The 16404-nt window shown below is 69.6% G+C and carries 12 protein-coding genes; 8 read left to right on the forward strand and 4 right to left on the reverse strand.

All coding sequences use genetic code 11. The annotated features are described in order from the left end of the window. Positions 1 to 54 precede the first annotated feature (54 nt). From mtrA to ACYVIO_RS14955, 3 genes are all read left to right on the forward strand, one after another. Positions 55 to 732, forward strand: a complete 678-nt coding sequence (gene mtrA, locus ACYVIO_RS14945) for an MtrAB system response regulator MtrA (RefSeq protein WP_077013824.1) — start codon at positions 55 to 57, stop codon at positions 730 to 732. Between the two features lie 167 nt (positions 733 to 899). Further along, positions 900 to 2462, forward strand: coding sequence for an MtrAB system histidine kinase MtrB (mtrB, locus tag ACYVIO_RS14950; protein ID WP_460652086.1), 1563 nt, complete (start codon positions 900 to 902; stop codon positions 2460 to 2462). Continuing rightward, on the forward strand, positions 2459 to 4246 hold the full coding sequence (locus ACYVIO_RS14955; protein WP_460651347.1) for an LpqB family beta-propeller domain-containing protein: 1788 nt from the start codon (positions 2459 to 2461) through the stop codon (positions 4244 to 4246). The genes mtrB and ACYVIO_RS14955 overlap by 4 nt, the downstream gene beginning before the upstream one ends. A 650-nt stretch (positions 4247 to 4896) precedes the next feature. Here ACYVIO_RS14955 and ACYVIO_RS14960 read toward each other — a convergent pair. Next, complete coding sequence (locus ACYVIO_RS14960; RefSeq protein WP_460651348.1) at positions 4897 to 5226, reverse strand: hypothetical protein; 330 nt, start codon at positions 5224 to 5226, stop codon at positions 4897 to 4899. Positions 5227 to 5499: 273 nt separating this feature from the next. Here ACYVIO_RS14960 and ACYVIO_RS14965 point away from each other — a divergent pair, with 273 nt between their 5' ends. From ACYVIO_RS14965 to hpf, 3 genes are all read left to right on the forward strand, one after another. Then, positions 5500 to 6429: an AEC family transporter gene (locus ACYVIO_RS14965; RefSeq protein WP_460651349.1), complete on the forward strand. Its 930-nt coding sequence runs from the start codon at positions 5500 to 5502 to the stop codon at positions 6427 to 6429. Positions 6430 to 7033: 604 nt separating this feature from the next. Next, positions 7034 to 7723 carry a ComF family protein gene (locus ACYVIO_RS14970; protein WP_460651350.1) on the forward strand — a complete coding sequence of 230 codons (690 nt, stop codon included), beginning with the start codon at positions 7034 to 7036 and terminating at the stop codon, positions 7721 to 7723. Between the two features lie 216 nt (positions 7724 to 7939). Then, positions 7940 to 8563: a ribosome hibernation-promoting factor, HPF/YfiA family gene (hpf, locus tag ACYVIO_RS14975; protein WP_460651351.1), complete on the forward strand. Its 624-nt coding sequence runs from the start codon at positions 7940 to 7942 to the stop codon at positions 8561 to 8563. A gap of 63 nt (positions 8564 to 8626) precedes the next feature. On the opposite strand, the gene ACYVIO_RS14980 is transcribed toward hpf, so the two are convergent. Then, positions 8627 to 9430 carry a S1 family peptidase gene (locus ACYVIO_RS14980; RefSeq protein ID WP_460651352.1) on the reverse strand — a complete coding sequence of 268 codons (804 nt, stop codon included), beginning with the start codon at positions 9428 to 9430 and terminating at the stop codon, positions 8627 to 8629. A 344-nt stretch (positions 9431 to 9774) separates the two neighbouring features. Here ACYVIO_RS14980 and ACYVIO_RS14985 point away from each other — a divergent pair, with 344 nt between their 5' ends. Together ACYVIO_RS14985 and secA are read left to right on the forward strand one after the other, a co-directional pair. Next, the gene (locus ACYVIO_RS14985) at positions 9775 to 10986 is read left to right on the forward strand and encodes a winged helix-turn-helix domain-containing protein (RefSeq protein ID WP_460651353.1); all 1212 of its coding nucleotides are present in this window, start codon (positions 9775 to 9777) and stop codon (positions 10984 to 10986) included. A gap of 211 nt (positions 10987 to 11197) precedes the next feature. Then, the gene (gene secA, locus ACYVIO_RS14990) at positions 11198 to 14140 is read left to right on the forward strand and encodes a preprotein translocase subunit SecA (RefSeq protein ID WP_460651354.1); all 2943 of its coding nucleotides are present in this window, start codon (positions 11198 to 11200) and stop codon (positions 14138 to 14140) included. Between the two features lie 51 nt (positions 14141 to 14191). Here secA and melA read toward each other — a convergent pair whose 3' ends face one another. Then, complete coding sequence (gene melA / locus ACYVIO_RS14995; protein ID WP_460651355.1) at positions 14192 to 15487, reverse strand: alpha-galactosidase; 1296 nt, start codon at positions 15485 to 15487, stop codon at positions 14192 to 14194. Then, positions 15484 to 16404 (reverse strand): carbohydrate kinase family protein, encoded by a 921-nt coding sequence (locus ACYVIO_RS15000; protein WP_460651356.1) that lies wholly within the window; start codon positions 16402 to 16404, stop codon positions 15484 to 15486. The genes melA and ACYVIO_RS15000 overlap by 4 nt, the downstream gene beginning before the upstream one ends.

Raw genomic sequence — 16404 nt, forward strand, 5'->3', positions numbered from 1 at the left:
GCAAGCAGGCAGACGGCAAGCAGGGAGCACGGCGTGGCAGAAGGCAACCGGACGATGCGAGGACGAGTTCTCATCGTCGACGACGACACGGCGTTGTCGGAGATGCTCAGCATCGTGCTGCGCAACGAGGGCTACGACACCTATCTGTGTGCGACCGGTGACAAAGCGGTACCGGCGTTCCGTGAGTTCAAGCCCGACCTGCTGCTGCTCGACCTGATGCTGCCGGGGATGGACGGGATCGACGTCTGCCGCGCGATCCGGGCCGAGTCCGGCGTACCGATCGTGATGCTGACCGCGAAGAGCGACACCGTCGACGTCGTGCTGGGCCTGGAGTCCGGCGCCGACGACTACGTGGTGAAGCCGTTCAAGCCCAAGGAGCTGGTGGCCCGGATCAGGGCCCGGCTGCGCCGGATGGACGAGCCCGGCCCGGAGTCGCTGACGATCGGCGACCTGACCATCGACGTGGCCGGCCACTCGGTGAAGCGCAGCGGCGAGACGATCCAGCTGACCCCGCTGGAGTTCGACCTGCTGGTCTGCCTGGCCTCCAAGCCCTGGCAGGTGTTCACCCGTGAGGTCCTGCTGGAGCAGGTCTGGGGCTACCGGCACGCCGCCGACACCCGGCTGGTCAACGTGCACGTCCAGCGGCTGCGCTCCAAGATCGAGAAGGACCCCGAGCACCCGGAGATCGTGGTGACGGTCCGCGGCGTCGGCTACAAGGCGGGTGCGGACTGATCGAGTACGGCCGCGACGACGCGTCGCAGGCGGAGAAGGCGGAGTCCGCACCGGAGCCCCGCGGGACGGAGATCGAGCTCACGGCCGCTGGGCTGGACTGGCACGCCGTCCAGCCGCCGTTCTGGCGCACGCACCCGGCCCGCTGGCCCGACATCTGGCGCCGGTCGATCCAGGCCCGGATCGTCACCGGAACCCTGCTGATGTCGATGGTCGTGCTGATCCTGGTCGGCTGGGTGATGATGAGCCAGGTCACCGACGGGGTGCTGGAGTCCCGCCGTACCAGCGCCCAGGCCGAGGCCGCCGCCCAGCTGAACGCGTTGACCAGCTCGATCAACGCCGCCGACCCGGCCACCATCACACAGAAGCTGACCGAACTGGTTCAGAACTCGAACCGTGCGGGCCTGTACGACGTGGTGCTGATGCCCACCGACAACTCCGGCTCCGTGCTGATCCAGCAGACCGGCGGCGTACTCAGCAACTCGGTCCCGCAGGAGCTGCAGTCCTCCGTCGGCAGTGACGGCTCCCGGCTGTGGGACACGTACACGCTGATCAACTACGAGGGCCGGCCGAGCGCACCGGGTCTGGCGATCGGCTCCCAGGTCCGCGTCGACACCACGGCCGAGCGGTACGAGGTGTACTTCCTCTTCCCGCTCACGGCCCAGCAGGAGACGCTGGACGTCGTACAGCGCGCTCTGCTCACCGCTGGCCTGCTCCTGGTCGTTCTGCTCGGTGCAGTGGCCTGGCTGGTCACCCGCCAGGTAGTCACTCCCGTGCGGATGGCCCGGCGGATCGCCGAGCGACTGGCGGCAGGCAAGCTCGAGGAGCGGATGCAGGTCCGTGGCACCGACGACCTGGCCCGGCTGGCGGTCTCGTTCAACAAGATGGCCAGCAACCTGCAGCAACAGATCCGCCGGCTGGAGGAGCTGTCACGCCTGCAGCGCCGGTTCGTCTCCGACGTGTCCCACGAGCTGCGGACCCCGCTGACCACGGTCCGGATGGCCGCCGACCTGCTGCACGAGACCCGCGACGAGTTCGACCCGATCACCCGCCGCTCGGTCGAGCTGCTGCAGAACGAGCTGAACCGCTTCGAGGAGCTGCTCGCCGACCTGCTGGAGATCAGCAGGTTCGACGCCGGAGCCGCCGCGCTCGACCTGGAGGACGTCGACCTGCGCGACATCGTCGCCCGGGTGCTGGAGAACCACGAGACCCTGCTGGAACGCAAGGGCTGCGAGGTGCAGCTGGCGATGCCCGAGCCGTGCCGCGCCCAGGTCGACGCACGCCGGATCGAGCGGATCCTGCGCAACCTGATCGGCAACGCGATCGAGCACAGCGAGGGCCGGCCGATCCTGATCAGCACGGCCACCGACGAGGACGCCGCGGCCGTCGCCGTCCGCGACCACGGCATCGGCTTCCGGGCCGAGGAGGCCGAGATGGTGTTCAGCCGCTTCTGGCGCGCCGACCCGGCCCGAGCCCGTACGACGGGTGGCACGGGCCTCGGCCTGTCGATCGCCTTGGAGGACGCCCGGCTGCACGGTGGTCGGTTGGACGCCTGGGGCTCGCCCGGCGACGGCGCGTACTTCCGGCTGACGCTGCCGCGGCGCCCGGACGTCACGCTGTCCGGCTCACCGCTGCCCGCGCGTCCGTCCGACGCGTCGCGGGTGGTCCCGGAGATGTCGCTGGTCGACGTCGGAGCGCCGTACCAGAAGCTGACCGGTGGTGAGGACCTGTGAGGCGACGAGCTGCTGGGGTGCTGGGCGCGGGGCTGGCCGTCGTACTGGTGGCTGCCGGGTGCGCGTCGGTGCCGACCGAGGGCCAGATCCGCAACGGCAACAAGAACGCCGCCGCTGCCTCGGGTGGCAAGGTCGGCGTCGAAGCGCAGCAGCCCAGGACGAACGCGAAGCCGCCGGCGCTGGTCAGCGGGTTCGTCGAAGCGATGTCCGACTTCAGCAACTACGACACCGCGCGGATGTACATGACGCCCGACGCGGCGGCGAAGTGGGAGCCGGAGAAGGGGATCACGGTCTACGACCAGTCCTCGACGAAGGCACTGACGCAGGTGCCCGGCACCAACACGATCCGGCTGAAGGCGCCGTGGATCGGCACGATCGACGCACGCGGCAGCTGGTCGTCGGCGCCCCGCGGCAAGATGGTGCAGTTCGACTTCACCGTGCAGCAGGCCGACGGGCAGTTCCGCGTCTCCAGCGTTCCGAACGGCACCTTCCTGCCCAACAACCAGCTCGAGTCGCGGCTCGAGCCGTATGCGCTCTACTTCGCCAACCGCGACCGCGGCATGCTCGTCCCGGACCCGATCTTCCTGCCGCAGCTGCCGCCCGGACAGGTCGCGACCCGGCTGGTCCAGGAGCTGCTCAAGGGCCCGACCGTCCGCCTCGGCAACGGTGTCGGCACCGCCGCACCACCCGGCACGCAGGTGAACGTGTCGGTGCCGGTCGAGCTCGGTGAGGCGACCGTCGAGCTGAGCAAGTCGGCCGCCGGAATGTCGGCCGTCGACCGTGGAGTGCTGGCCGCGCAGATCATGTGGACGCTGCGGCCGATCAGCACCCGGGTGAAGATCACCGTCGACGGCGCCGGACTGGTGGACAACAACACCGACGCGCTCCAGTTCGCCAACTACGCGCAGTTCGACCCGACCGTTCCGGTGCCGCAGATGAAGGACCTGTACGGCGTACTGGTCGGGGACGGCAAGATCGTGCGGGCCAACCTGGACAGCGCCACCACGATCGGCGTCACCCGGCTGAACGAGAGCCTGCTCTACAAGTACCGGGCGCGGAGCTTCGCGGTGGACGTGCACGGCTCGTACGGCGCCGTCGTGACCGAGGCCGACGGCAACGAAGTCGTTGCCTACGGCCCGTTGGACGAGGCGACCGAGGACAGCGACAAGGTCGATCTGATCCCGACCGACGGCAAGGTCCTGCGGCCGAGCTTCGACGCCCAGGAGAGCCTCTGGATCCTGGACCGGGCCGACAGCTCCGCGCCCCGGCTGCGGATGCGCACCAAGGACGGCAAGATCGCCGAGGTCAAGACGACCTTCGACGGCCGCAAGCCGGTCCAGCTGCGGATGGCGCCGGACGGCGTCCGGGCGCTGCTGGTGATCGAGGGCAAGAACGGCCAGAACACCGTCGAGACCGGCACGATCACCACCGACAACGCCAAGAAGCTGCAGCTGACCCAGCCGCGCGCGCTGCAGGTCCCGCTGTACGACATCACCGACGCGACCTGGAACCAGCTCGGCGTCCTGGTCTCCGGCCGCCCAGCCCCCAACGGCGCCCGCCAGCCCTGGCTCGTCAACGTGGACGGCTCCGCGCCCCGCATCATCCCCGGCTCGCCGAACAACGCCTTCCAGTCGGACACGCTGGCCTCGAACCCCAACATCGACACCCTCCCGGTGGTCCGAGACGTCGACGGCATCACCCACTGGCAGAGCAAAGACCTCAACTGGTCCGAACTCGAGGAGAACGACCAGCCCATCAACCTCCAACCGGTCTATCCGGGTTGATCCCTTTGGGTTGAGGGTTGGCCCTGTCGGTAGCGCCCCCAGGGCGGTTGGGTGGTTGGCGTGGTCTGGCCCGCCCGCCCCCTCTGTGTCGGGGGTTCACGCGTTGATCGGCGCGAGTGGTGGGTTGCCGACGCGGGAGCCGGTCTGCCACACCGCGGGGTTGGTGGTGGTGTGCCCCGTCGGTGGCGCCCCCAGGGCGGTTGGGTGGTTGGCCTGGTCTGGCCCGCCCGCCCCCTCTGTGTCGGGGGTTCAGGCGTTGGTCCGTGTGAGCGGAGGGTTGCCGGCGCCGGAGCCGGTCTGCCACACCGCGGGTTGGTGGTGTGCCCCGTCGGTAGCGCCCACTCGGCTGATTGGTGGTGCACGACAGCTCGCCCACCCGCCCCCTCTGCGTCGGAGGGAAGGCGTTGATCGGAGTGCACCGGAGGGTGTCCGCGTCGTTGGTCGCCCGAAGCCGCCCGACGGGTGGAGCGTCGGTCGAGCGAGCACTGGAATGTTGTGGCGGTGACGCCCAGTCGCTCCCGGCCTGCAGGGCGGAGGCGCCGGTCAGCCGCAGCCGCCCTATGCGCCGGGATGCGGTGGTCGGGGAACGCCGGAGCCTGGCCGGCTGCGATGGCTTGCTCGGACCGGCCGGGGGCCTGCATTCGGTCAGCTCACGGGAGGCGTTCGAGTAGGCGTCTGGTGTCGCTCAGCGATGCGCCGGTGTGGGCTTTCAGAAGCTTGGCCGCGTGGGTCGGTTTGCGGCTGTCTCGGAGGAGTAGGACCTGGGTGAGGGTGTTGTCGTCGGGGACCAGATGGGACGCGAGCATCGTGGCGGCGATCGAGCGGGCCAGGTCCAGGCGGACCGGGTCGATTGTCGCGGGAGGCGCGGCGGGGAGTTGGCGGGTGGATCGGCCGGGGCCGACCAGGCGGAAGGCCAGGGCGGAGAGGGCGATCAGTGCGACTGGGCCGATGGACAGCAGCAGACCGAGTTCGGTGCTCACCGGGGAAGGTTAAGGGGTCCGCGGGCAATCACGAGGTGTCGACCTGTCGTGCACCAACAGCTCGGCTGTGGTCGGCGACTGGAAGTCGTCGCCGGATGCTTCGAACCGCTGATCGACGGGACTGTGGCGAAGGGGACCTGGGACCGGTCGACTGCAGTGGCTCGCTGAGTCGCTCGGCGGCAGGAAGTCCGGGATGCGGGACTGCCGACGACCGACGCCCGGAGCGTTCCCTAGCATGGAGGTAATGACAAACCCCGTGGACCGACGGCAGCGATGTCGTCTGTTCTGAGTGCGTTCTTCACCCTCGTCGCGGTTGCCGTCCTCGGGTACGTCGTCGGTCGGGCCGGCGTTCTGCGTAGCGAGGACGAGTTGGTGCTGTCCCGGCTGGCGTTCTTCGTCGCTACGCCGGCGCTGATGTTCGGCACGATCGCTCGTGCGGATCTGAACGTGATCTTCTCGCCGATCCTGCTCACCAGCCTGTCCTGTGTCCTGATCATCGTGGTGCTGTCGCTGACCGTGTCCGGCCTGATCTGGCACCGCAACCGGGCGGAGGCGACGATCAGCGCGCTCGCCGCGTCGTACGTGAACGCGGGCAACCTGGGGATCCCGGTCGCCGTCTACGTTCTCGGCGACGGCGCTCTGGTCGCACCGATCGTGCTGTTCCAGCTCCTGGTGATGGCGCCCGTCGCGTTCGCCGTACTGGACGGCTACCGGCAGGGCTCGGGCCGGCGGGTCTCCCTGCGGACCGTCCTGACCCGCCCGCTGCGCAACCCGCTGACGGTCGCGTCGCTGCTCGGTCTGCTGGTCGCTGCCATCGGCTTCGACCCGCCGACGCTGCTGATGCGCCCGATCGAGCTGGTCGGCGCCGCGGGCGTGCCGGTCGCGCTGATCGCCTACGGACTCAGCCTGAGCGGCCGGACCAACAGCACCCGCCTTGGCCCTGGCCCGGATCTCACCCTGGCCGTCTCGCTCAAGATCGTCCTCCAGCCCGTTGTCGCGTACGCCGTGGGCCGCTGGGTCCTCGGCCTCGAAGGGCACGCCCTCCTGGCGCCGACACTGCTGGCGGCGCTCCCCACCGCGCAGAACGTCTACGTGTACGCCGTCCACTACCGCACCGGTCAGCAGCTCGCCCGCAGCACAGTCCTGCTCACCACACTGCTCTCCATCCCCACGATGACGCTGATCACCGGCCTCCTCGCCTGAGCCGGCCTCGGGGGCTGAGCCGGAGTGAGGGCTGAGCCGGAGTTGGAGTCGCAGCCGCAGCCGGAGCCGGACCTGGAGGTCGGGCCGGAGCCGGACCTGGGAGTCGGGCGGAGCCGGGAGCCGGACCTGGCACTCGGGCCGCAGCCGAAGCCGGACCTGGAGTCGGCCCGGAGCCGGAGCTGGGGTCGTGCCGGAGCCGGAGCTGGGTCAGGCCGCAGCCGGAGCCGGCCGGAGGTCCTCGCCTGGGCTGGCCTCGGGGCCTGAGCCGGAGTTGGGGTTGTGCCGCAGCCGCAGCCGCAGCCGCAGCCGCAGCCGCAGCCGCAGCCGCAGCTGGGAGTCGGGCCGCAGCCCAAGCTGGCCGGAGGTCCTCGCCTCAGCCGGTCTCGGGGGCTGAGCCGGAGTGGGTCGAGCCGGAGCCGGACCTGGGGGTCAGCCCGCAAGCCGGAGCCGGCCGGAGGTCCTCGCCTGAGCCGGCCTCGGGGCCTGAGCCGGAGCTGGGGTCGGGCCGGAGCCGGAGCTGGGGGTTAGGCCGCAGTCGGGGCCGGCCGAGGTTGTCCACAGGGGCGGTTTGCAGAGGAGGCCTGCGGCGGCGCAGGGTTTCGGGGTGGGGCTTCGGGACGCGTGGGTGGATCTCGTCCTCGGCGGGACCTGCGCCGGTTGCGAGCGCCCGGGCGTCAGCGTCTGCCGGGACTGCCGTGCCGAACTGGCAGGACTGACTCCGTTTACCGCCAGTCCCACGCCCGTGCTGGCCGGATTCCCGGGCGCGACCGCCTGTTCGCCGTACGACGGAATGCTGCGCCGCCTGATCATCGAGCACAAGGAGCACGCCCGCTACACCTTGGCCCGGCCGCTCGGCAAGACCCTCGCGATCTCAATGGCAGCAGCGATCGCGCCCGGCCGTGCGGCCTGGATCTGCCCGATCCCGTCGGCGGCAGCGACCGTGCGCGCCCGCGGGCACGAGCCGCTGCGGCGGATCGCGATCGTTGCCGCCCGCCACCTCCGCGAAAACGGGTACGACGTTCGTCTGGCGGACGCTCTCAGGCTGGTGCGCCGTCCGGCCGACCAGGCGGGGCTGTCGGCGCGGGAGCGGATCGCCAACATGGACGGCGTGTTCGGGGTCCGTTCGCGCTGGGCTGAAACGCTGACAGATCAACCGGTCGTCCTGGTCGACGACGTGCTGACCACCGGATCCACGCTCACGCAGGCCGCCGGAGCCTTGGAAACAACGGGAATCGCGGTGCTCGGATCCGCCGTCCTGGCCGCGACCCGGCGAGACAGGACGCCCGGTTCATGAGAACTTCTCTACCGGTTTTCGCCGAAGCCGACTAGCGTTGGCCTATGACACCCGCTAGGGCTTGTCGGGCAGTGAAGTGGCGCAGGACCGGATCAGCCGGATTCCTGGCCACGGAGTCCGACCGGCTTGACAGCGGGTGTTCGCGTTTCGGGCCCCGCCAGGTTGGCTACGGAGGTTCCGGGACGTAAAAGAAGTCGCCGAGCGATGGAGGTTTCCGTGGACGTCGTTGTCAAGGGTCATCACTGCGAGGTCAGTGACCGCTTCCGGCAGTACGTCGAGGAAAAGCTCGCCAGGATCGAGAAGGTCGATCACCGGGTGCTGCGCTGTGAAGTGGAAGTCAGTCAGGAGAAGAACCCGCGACAGCACGATCGCGCGATGAGGGTCGAGCTCACGATGTACACCAAGGGTCCGGTCGTGCGGGCCGAGGCGTGCGGGGAGACCAAGCAGGCGGCGTTCGACGTCAGCCTGGACCGGCTGCGGGCCCAGGTCCGCAAGGCCGCCGATCGTCGCCGGGTGCACCGCGGCGAGCACGCGCCCGAGGGGCTGCGGCACGTCAACGCCAAGCAGACGTTCAACGGTGCCGACGTCGTGGTCGAGGAGACCGCCGAGGACGAGGTGCCGACCCAGAAGTTCGGCTCGCTGACGGTGACCGGGGACGGGCCGCTGGTGATGCGCGAGAAGACCCACACCGCCAAGCCGATGTCGCTGGACCAGGCCCTCTACGAGCTGGAACTGGTCGGCCACGACTTCTACCTGTTCGTCGACGCCGACGAGAACCAGCCGAGCGTCGTCTACCGCCGCCGAGGCTACGACTACGGCGTGATCCGCCTGGCCGTCTGAGCCTGAGGACGTGAAGAGGGGCCCGGGCGAAAGCCCGGGCCCCTCCTCTTTCCCTGCGAAGGTCTAGCTGCCGATCTGCGACTGCAGCTCGGCGGAGTACGTCGCGACCTCGGCGTACACGCCCGGGTTGCCGGCGTCGGCGCAGCCGATGCCCCACGAGACGACACCGAACAGACGGCCGTTCAGCACCAGCGGGCCACCGGAGTCGCCCTGGCAGGAGTCCTTGCCGCCGTCCTCGTACCCGGCGCAGATCTCGCCGTTGCCGACGTACCCCTGGCTGGCGTACACGTCGGAGCAGTAGGAGTCACCGAGCACCGGGACGGTCACCTTCTGGAAGGTGTCAGCCGGGCCGGTGCCCTCGGTGTTGCCGTAGCCGTAGACGACGGACTGGGCGCCGGCCACGTCCGCGGCGGTGTCGGTCTCCAGCGGCAGGGTCGGTACGCCGGTGAACGGCGTCTCGAGCGTCATCACCGCGACGTCGTGACCGGGCTGCGACCCGTACGCCGGGTCCGCCCAGATGCTGCTGATCTTCGAGGTCTGGCCGCCGGATCCGGACAGCTCGTCGCGGCCCTGAATGGCCGTGTAGGTGCTGGCCGCCTCCGTCGCGCAGTGGGCGGCGGTGACGATCTTGTTCGCCGCGACCAAGGTGGCGCCGCAGTACTGGCCGCTGGGGACCGGGGATCCGCTGTTGTTCAGCGCCAGCGCCCACGGGGTGTCGGCGGTGTGGGCGATCTCGCCACCGACGATCCGGGTGTGCGGGGGTTCCGGCGCCGGGCTCGCCGACGCGGTGGCGACCGCACCGAGCGACGCGGCGGTCAGCGCCGCCGCGGCCAAGGTGGCACGAACCAGCTGGAGTCTTCCTGTCATTGCCTCACGCTCCACAGGTGAATGAGACCGCGCGGGCGTCGCGGCCTACCGAGCAGCGTCTCCTGTGCACGGTGCGTAGCGCACCTCTCACTTGCGGTAACTCCAGAGTTATGACCGGAAAGGGCAAGGGAAGGACAGGGAAGGAAAGGAGGGGAGGGCGGGGGGATGGGGGAGGAGGCGGAGGGGCTTCGGGGGTTGGTACTTGTTGGGTTTCGGGAGGGGATGAGAGGGGGGTCGGGGGGTGGGTGGTTGTTGGGCTTCGGGAGGGGATATGAGGAGGGGCGGGCGTGGCACCTCTTGGGCTTCGGGGTGGATTGTCGGTGGGGCGCGGCAGAATGCTGGGGGTGACGACTCAGGTGCTGTCTCAGGCTCAGGCTCGGAGGATCGGGCTCGCTGCGCAGGGGTTTGCGGACCCTCGGCCCAAGGGCGTGCCGGACATGCGGGCGCTCAGTCGGGTGCTCGGGAGGATCGGGCTGCTGCAGATCGACTCGGTGAACGTGCTCAGCCGGGCGCAGTACCTACCTCTCTACTCCCGCCTGGGTCCGTACCCGCGCGACCTGCTCGACCGTGCGGCCGGCAAGGCGCCGCGGCGCCTGGTGGAGTACTGGGCGCACGAGGCCTCGCTCATTCCGGTCGAGACGCACCCGCTGATGCGCTGGCGGATGGCCCGGGCGACCACCGAGGCTTGGGGCGGCCCACGCTCGATCGCGGCCGAGCGGCCCGACCTTGTCAAGCAGGTGCTCGCCGACGTCACCACTCACGGTCCGCTGACCGCGCGCGAGATCGACGACGACGTGGAGCGCCAGAAGGACAACTGGGGCTGGAACTGGTCGGACGTGAAACGCGCGCTGGAGTTCCTCTTCTTCGCGGGCGAGATCACCGTCGCCAAGCGCAACCAGCAGTTCGAGCGGATGTACGACGTACCGGAGCGCGTGCTGCCGGCCGCCGTACTGGCCACGCCGGTCCCGACGCTCGAGGACGCGCACCGGGAGCTGGTCCGGATCGCCGCGAAGGCGCACGGGGTCGGGACCGCGCAGTGCCTGAAGGACTACTTCCGGACCGCGCCGGCGCCGACCACCCAGGCGATCGAGGAGCTGGTCGAGGAGGGTGAGCTGCTGCCGGTGAGCATCCAGGGCTGGAAGCGCCCGGCGTACCTGCACCGCGACGCCCGGCTGCCGCGCCGGGTGAACACGCGCGCTCTGGTCAGCCCGTTCGACTCGCTGGTCTACGAGCGGACCCGGACGGAGATGCTCTTCGACTTCCGGTACCGGATCGAGATCTACGTCCCGGCCGAGAAGCGGGTGTACGGGTACTACGTGCTCCCGTTCCTGCTCGGCGACCGGCTGGTGGCCCGGGTCGACCTGAAGGCGGACCGGACGGCCGGCGTCCTGCTGGTGCAGTCCGCGCACGCGGAGGAGGGCGCGCCGGCGGAGACTCCGGAGGAGCTGGCCGCCGAGCTGGCCCAGCTGGCCGGCTGGCTCGGGCTCGACCACGTCCGGGTCGCCGGGGCCGGCGATCTGGCGCCTGCGCTCAGTCACGCCCTGCGCGGACAGTGACTGCAGAGACCGTCTCAGGAACTTTTCGGCGTACTCGTGCGTGAGTCAGGAAGAGCTCGACGCACGCACTAGGCGTGGCTTGGCACACCCGGCCCCGTACGATAGGTGACGCACGCCGCCCGGCGGGTGGACCGTGCCGTGCCCAGTGCGGGTACGACGCCGGCAAGTCCGCCGCAACCAGGCTTCAGCAGCAAGGAGAGAACTGCCCACCATGAAGGTTGTCGACAAGGTCCTGCGCATCGGCGAGGGCAAGACGCTGCGTCAGCTCCAGCGGATCGCGAAGGTGGTCAACTCCATCGAGGACGATTTCGTCGCGATGTCCGACGAGGAGCTGCGGGCCCAGACGGCCGAGTTCAAGGAGCGGGTGGACAACGGCGAGTCGCTCGACGCGCTGCTGCCGGAGGCGTTCGCGGTCGTCCGCGAGGCGGCCAAGCGGACCCTGCACCAGCGCCACTACGACGTTCAGATCATGGGCGGCGCGGCGCTGCACCTGGGCAACATCGCCGAGATGAAGACCGGTGAGGGCAAGACCCTGGTCGGCACGCTGCCGACGTACCTGAACGCGCTGTCGGGCAAGGGCGTCCACGTGGTCACGGTGAACGACTACCTGGCCAAGTTCCAGGCCGAGTGGATGGGCCGGGTGTACCACTTCCTCGGCCTCGACTACGGCGTGATCCTGCCGGAGATGACCCCGGCCGAGCGCCGGATCGCCTACGCCAAGGACATCACCTACGGCACGAACAACGAGTTCGGCTTCGACTACCTGCGCGACAACATGGCCAACGACATCGCCGACTGCGTGCAGCGTGGCTACAACTACGCGATCGTCGACGAGGTCGACTCGATCCTGGTCGACGAGGCCCGGACGCCGCTGATCATCTCCGGCCCGGCCGAGGACTCCCAGCGCTGGTACGTCGAGATGGCCCAGATCGCCTCCACCCTGCAGGCCTGGACCAACGCCGACGACCAGAAGCTGAAGAACGAGCGGCGCGGCGTCACCGACCTGGAGATCGACGAGAAGAAGCGCAAGGTCGCCGACTACGAGGTCGACGAGAAGAAGCGCACCGTCGCCATCCTCGAGCGCGGGATCGAGAAGGTCGAGGACCGGCTCGGCATCGACAACCTGTACGAGTCGGCCAACACCCCGCTGATCAGCTACCTGAACAACGCGCTGAAGGCCAAGGACCTGTTCCGCAAGGACAAGGACTACGTGGTCGTCGACGGCGAGGTGCTGATCGTCGACGAGCACACCGGCCGCACGCTGCACGGCCGCCGCTACAACGAGGGTCTGCACCAGGCGATCGAGGCCAAGGAGAAGGTCGAGATCAAGGAGGAGTACCAGACCCTCGCGACGATCACGCTGCAGAACTACTTCCGCCAGTACAGCAAGCTGGCCGGCATGACCGGTACGGCGATGACCGAGGCCGCGGAGTTCAGCAAGATCTACGGCCTGGGCGTCGTGCCGATCCCGACCAACAAGCCGATGGTCCGCGCCGACCAGCGCGACCTGATCTACCGCACCGAGGACGCCAAGTTCGACGCGGTGGTCAAGGACATCGTCGACAAGCACCAGACCGGTCAGCCGATCCTGGTCGGCACCACCAGCGTGGAGAAGTCCGAGCGGCTGTCCGCGCACCTGCGCAAGGAGAACATCGCGCACGAGGTGCTGAACGCCAAGCAGCACGCGCGGGAGGCCGCGATCGTGGCCGAGGCCGGCCGCAAGGGCGCGGTCACGGTCGCCACCAACATGGCCGGCCGTGGTACCGACATCATTCTCGGCGGCAACCCGGAGTTCCTGGCCGACAAGGACCTGCGCGCGCGGGGTCTGGACCCGGTGGAGACGCCGGAGGAGTACGAGGCCGAGTACCCGAAGGTCCTGGAGAAGTTCGAGCAGCAGGTCAAGGACGAGCAGGTCGAGGTCCGCGAGGCCGGCGGTCTGTACGTGCTCGGCACCGAGCGGCACGAGTCGCGCCGGATCGACAACCAGCTCCGCGGTCGTTCCGGCCGTCAGGGTGACCCGGGCGAGTCGCGCTTCTACCTGTCGCTCGAGGACGACCTGATGCGCCTGTTCAAGCGCGAGATGGTCGACTGGGCGATGTCGCGCAACGACGACGACACCGTGCCGCTGGAGAACAAGGTCGTCACCAAGGCGATCGCGTCGGCACAGTCCCAGGTCGAGGCGCAGAACTTCGAGACCCGGAAGAACATCCTCAAGTACGACGACGTGATGAACCGTCAGCGTCACGTCGTGTACGACGAGCGCCGCCGGGTGCTCGAGGGCGCCGACCTGCGGGACCAGGTGCTCGACATGCTCGACGAGACCGTCACCGGGTACGTCCTGGGCGCGACGGCGGACGGGTTCGCCGAGGACTGGGACCTGGACCCGCTGTTCACCGCGCTGAAGACGCTGTACCAGACGACCGTCACCGAAGAGGACCTGATCGAGGAGGCCGGCGGCGAGCGCTCCGGCCTGACCCAGGACTTCATGGTGGAGAAGTTCGTCGCCGACGCGCGCGAGGCCTACGCCCAGCGCGAGGAGCTCCTCGGCACCGAGTCGATGCGTGAGCTCGAGCGCGGCGTCGTACTGAACGTGCTCGACCGCAAGTGGCGCGAGCACCTGTACGAGATGGACTACCTGCGCGAGGGCATCGGCCTGCGCGCGATGGCGCAGCGCGACCCGCTGGTCGAGTACCAGCGCGAGGGCTACGACATGTTCGCCGCCATGATGGAGTCCATCAAGGAGGAGTCGGTCGCGTTCATCTTCAACGTCGAGGTCGACGTCGAGGCGATGCGCGCCCAGCAGGCCGCGGCGGCCGAGGTCGTCGAGGAGGCCGAGGACATCCTCACGCCGGGTGCCCCGGTGGCGGAGTTCCCGGGTCGCGACGCCGACCGTCCGCAGGACGGCCCGCGCCTGACCGACCGGCCGAAGCTGCTCGCCAAGGGCCTCGGCAAGGAGAACCGTCCGCCCCAGCGGCTGTCGTACTCCGCGCCGACCATCGACGGTGACGAGGAGATCGCGGTCCGCTCCGAGGACGGCACCGACGCCAGCGGCCTGATGTACCCGGGCACCCCGCGCAACGTCGCCTGCCCCTGCGGCTCGGGCAAGAAGTACAAGCGTTGCCACGGCGACCCCGCGGCCGACGTCTACAAGTAGCCCACACCACGAAGGCCGCTCCCACCCAGCGTGGGGGCGGCCTTCGTCGTGTCAGAGCACCGCGCGCAGTTCCGGGGCCAGAAGGTTGCTGTGGGCCTCGACCAGGTCGTTGCACAGGGCCCAGATCTGGTCGACCGTCAGCGTTGCCGCGGTGGCCGGGTCGGCCATCAGCGCCTGCCGGATCGCCCGCGGATCCTGCTCCAGAGCGGCCTTCACCGTTAGCGCGTTCACGTTCACGTACGACGAGTTGACGGCCGCGCAGGCAGCCGGCAGCGCGCCGATCGCCGTCGGCTGCACCCCCAGAGCGTCAACCAGGCAAGGGACTTCGACCACCGACCCGCTCGGCAGGTTGCTGATCAGCCCGTCGTTCACCACGTTCCCGTAGACGGTCCGCGGCACCCCGGTCACGATGCTGTGCACGATCTGCGGCGCGTACTCCATCGTCGCCTCGACCGGCACCGGATCGCCCGCCTTCACCGCGTCCCGCGTCTTCTCGTACGACGCGACGTTCTCCTCCACGATCCGCAGGTACTCGCCGACCGGCAACCGCAGCCGCTCGATCTCGGAATCGTGCGGCAGGTACCACGGCACGTACTCCGACGAGTGCTCGCTGGTCTCGGTCGGGTAGTACCCGAGCCGCCGGTACATGTCGACGCGGACCCGCCGCAGCATCTCCGGATCGCGCCGGATCACCTCGTCCAGCGCCGGGTACAGCGACTCCCCGCCGTGCTCGAAGCGCAGCACCCACGACTGGTGGTTCACCCCGCCGGCCAGGTACCGGACCTCCTCGAACGGTACGCCGACGAGCTCCGACAGGTCGTACATCGTCCAGTGCACCGAGTGGCACAGCCCGACGACGTTCCGCACCCCGAGCGCCGACAGGTACCAGACGTTCATCGCCATCGGGTTCGTGTAGTTCAGCAGCCAGGCGTCGGGGCAGACCGCGGCGATGTCGGCCGCCAACCCGCGCAGTACCGGGAAGGTGCGCAGCGCGCGGAAGACCCCGCCGACGCCGAGGGTGTCGCCGATCGTCTGCCGTACGCCGTACCGGGCGGGCAGGTCGAAGTCGATCCGGGTGGCGTCGTTCATCCCGACCTGGATGATGTTCACGACGAAGTCGCTGCCCTCCAGCGCGGCCCGGCGGTCCAGGTGCGCGCTGATCGTCGGCCGCGCGCCGAGCTCGGTCGCGATCACCGCGGCCGCCGACGCCGCCGTGCGGAGACGCTCGGGATCGATGTCGTGCAAGGCGATGTGCAGCTCGCCGAGGTCGTCGAAGCCGAACAGGTCGGCCAGCAGCCCCTGGGTGAAGACGACACTTCCCGCGCCGATGAAGGCGATCCGCGTCATCCCGCACTCTCCACGGCCAGGTCCCAGTCGGCCTGCGCCGCCGTACCGCCTGCTGCTCTGGTCGACAACGAGCCGCACGCGGCAGCGATCGCGAGTGCCCGGGCCCGTCCGGTACGACGCAGTACGGCGGCCACGAAGCCCGCGTCGAAGCTGTCCCCGGCGCCGACGGTGTCAACCGGATCGACCGCGAGCGCTGGCGCGGTCGTCAGGTTGGTCCCGTCGTGAGCGAGCGCACCGTCGGCGCCGTTCTTCACCACGACCAGCGGGCCGCGGCGAGCAAGGATCCCGGCGGCCTCGGCCAGGACCGGATGCCCGGTCAAGGCGTGCGCCTCCGCCGCGTTGGGCAGCAGGTAGTCGGTGACCCGCAACACCGGATCGAGGACCAACCGCTCCCACCGGTCGGCCGGGTCGTCGTTGGTGTCCAGCGACGTGGTCGCCTTCGCGTTCCGTGCCTCCTTGAACAGCTCGGCCAGCCCCGCGGCCAGGCCGGGCATCAGGTAGAACGATGCCGCGTGCACGTGCCGTACGGAACGCAGCAACGTTCGCGGTACGTCGTTCGAGCTGGTCGAGGCCAGACAGCCCGACGCCGTGAGGATCGCGCGGTCCGAGCCCGAGGTGAGCACGGTCGTCAGGGGAGTGGGCAGCTCGGGATCGACCACGAGCGCGGACGTGTCGACGCCGCGTTCCTCGAGTGCGGACCGGACAAAGGTCCCGGCCGGATCGTCGCCGATCCGGCCCGCGAACGCGACCTTGAGCCCGAGCCGAGCGGCCCCGCAGGCCATGATCGCCGCGGAACCGCCGAGACACAGCGATCCCGTCGGCACGAGTCGTTCCCGCTGGCCGAAGATCATCGGCTGGTTCACGGGTCCGATGACGACGTCGGGATTCGCGTCGCCCAGTACAAGCAGATCAAACAT

The sequence above is a fragment of the Kribbella endophytica genome (genome assembly GCF_054781295.1).

Coding starts and splice junctions, on each gene's coding strand:
- mtrA (WP_077013824.1), top strand. CDS start 55: ATGCGAGGACGAGTTCTCATCGTCGACGACGACACGGCGTTGTCGGAG.
- ACYVIO_RS14965 (WP_460651349.1), top strand. CDS start 5,500: ATGTCGTCTGTTCTGAGTGCGTTCTTCACCCTCGTCGCGGTTGCCGTC.
- ACYVIO_RS14980 (WP_460651352.1), bottom strand. CDS start 9,430: ATGACAGGAAGACTCCAGCTGGTTCGTGCCACCTTGGCCGCGGCGGCG.
- secA (WP_460651354.1), top strand. CDS start 11,198: ATGAAGGTTGTCGACAAGGTCCTGCGCATCGGCGAGGGCAAGACGCTG.
- melA (WP_460651355.1), bottom strand. CDS start 15,487: ATGACGCGGATCGCCTTCATCGGCGCGGGAAGTGTCGTCTTCACCCAG.
- ACYVIO_RS15000 (WP_460651356.1), bottom strand. CDS start 16,404: ATGTTTGATCTGCTTGTACTGGGCGACGCGAATCCCGACGTCGTCATC.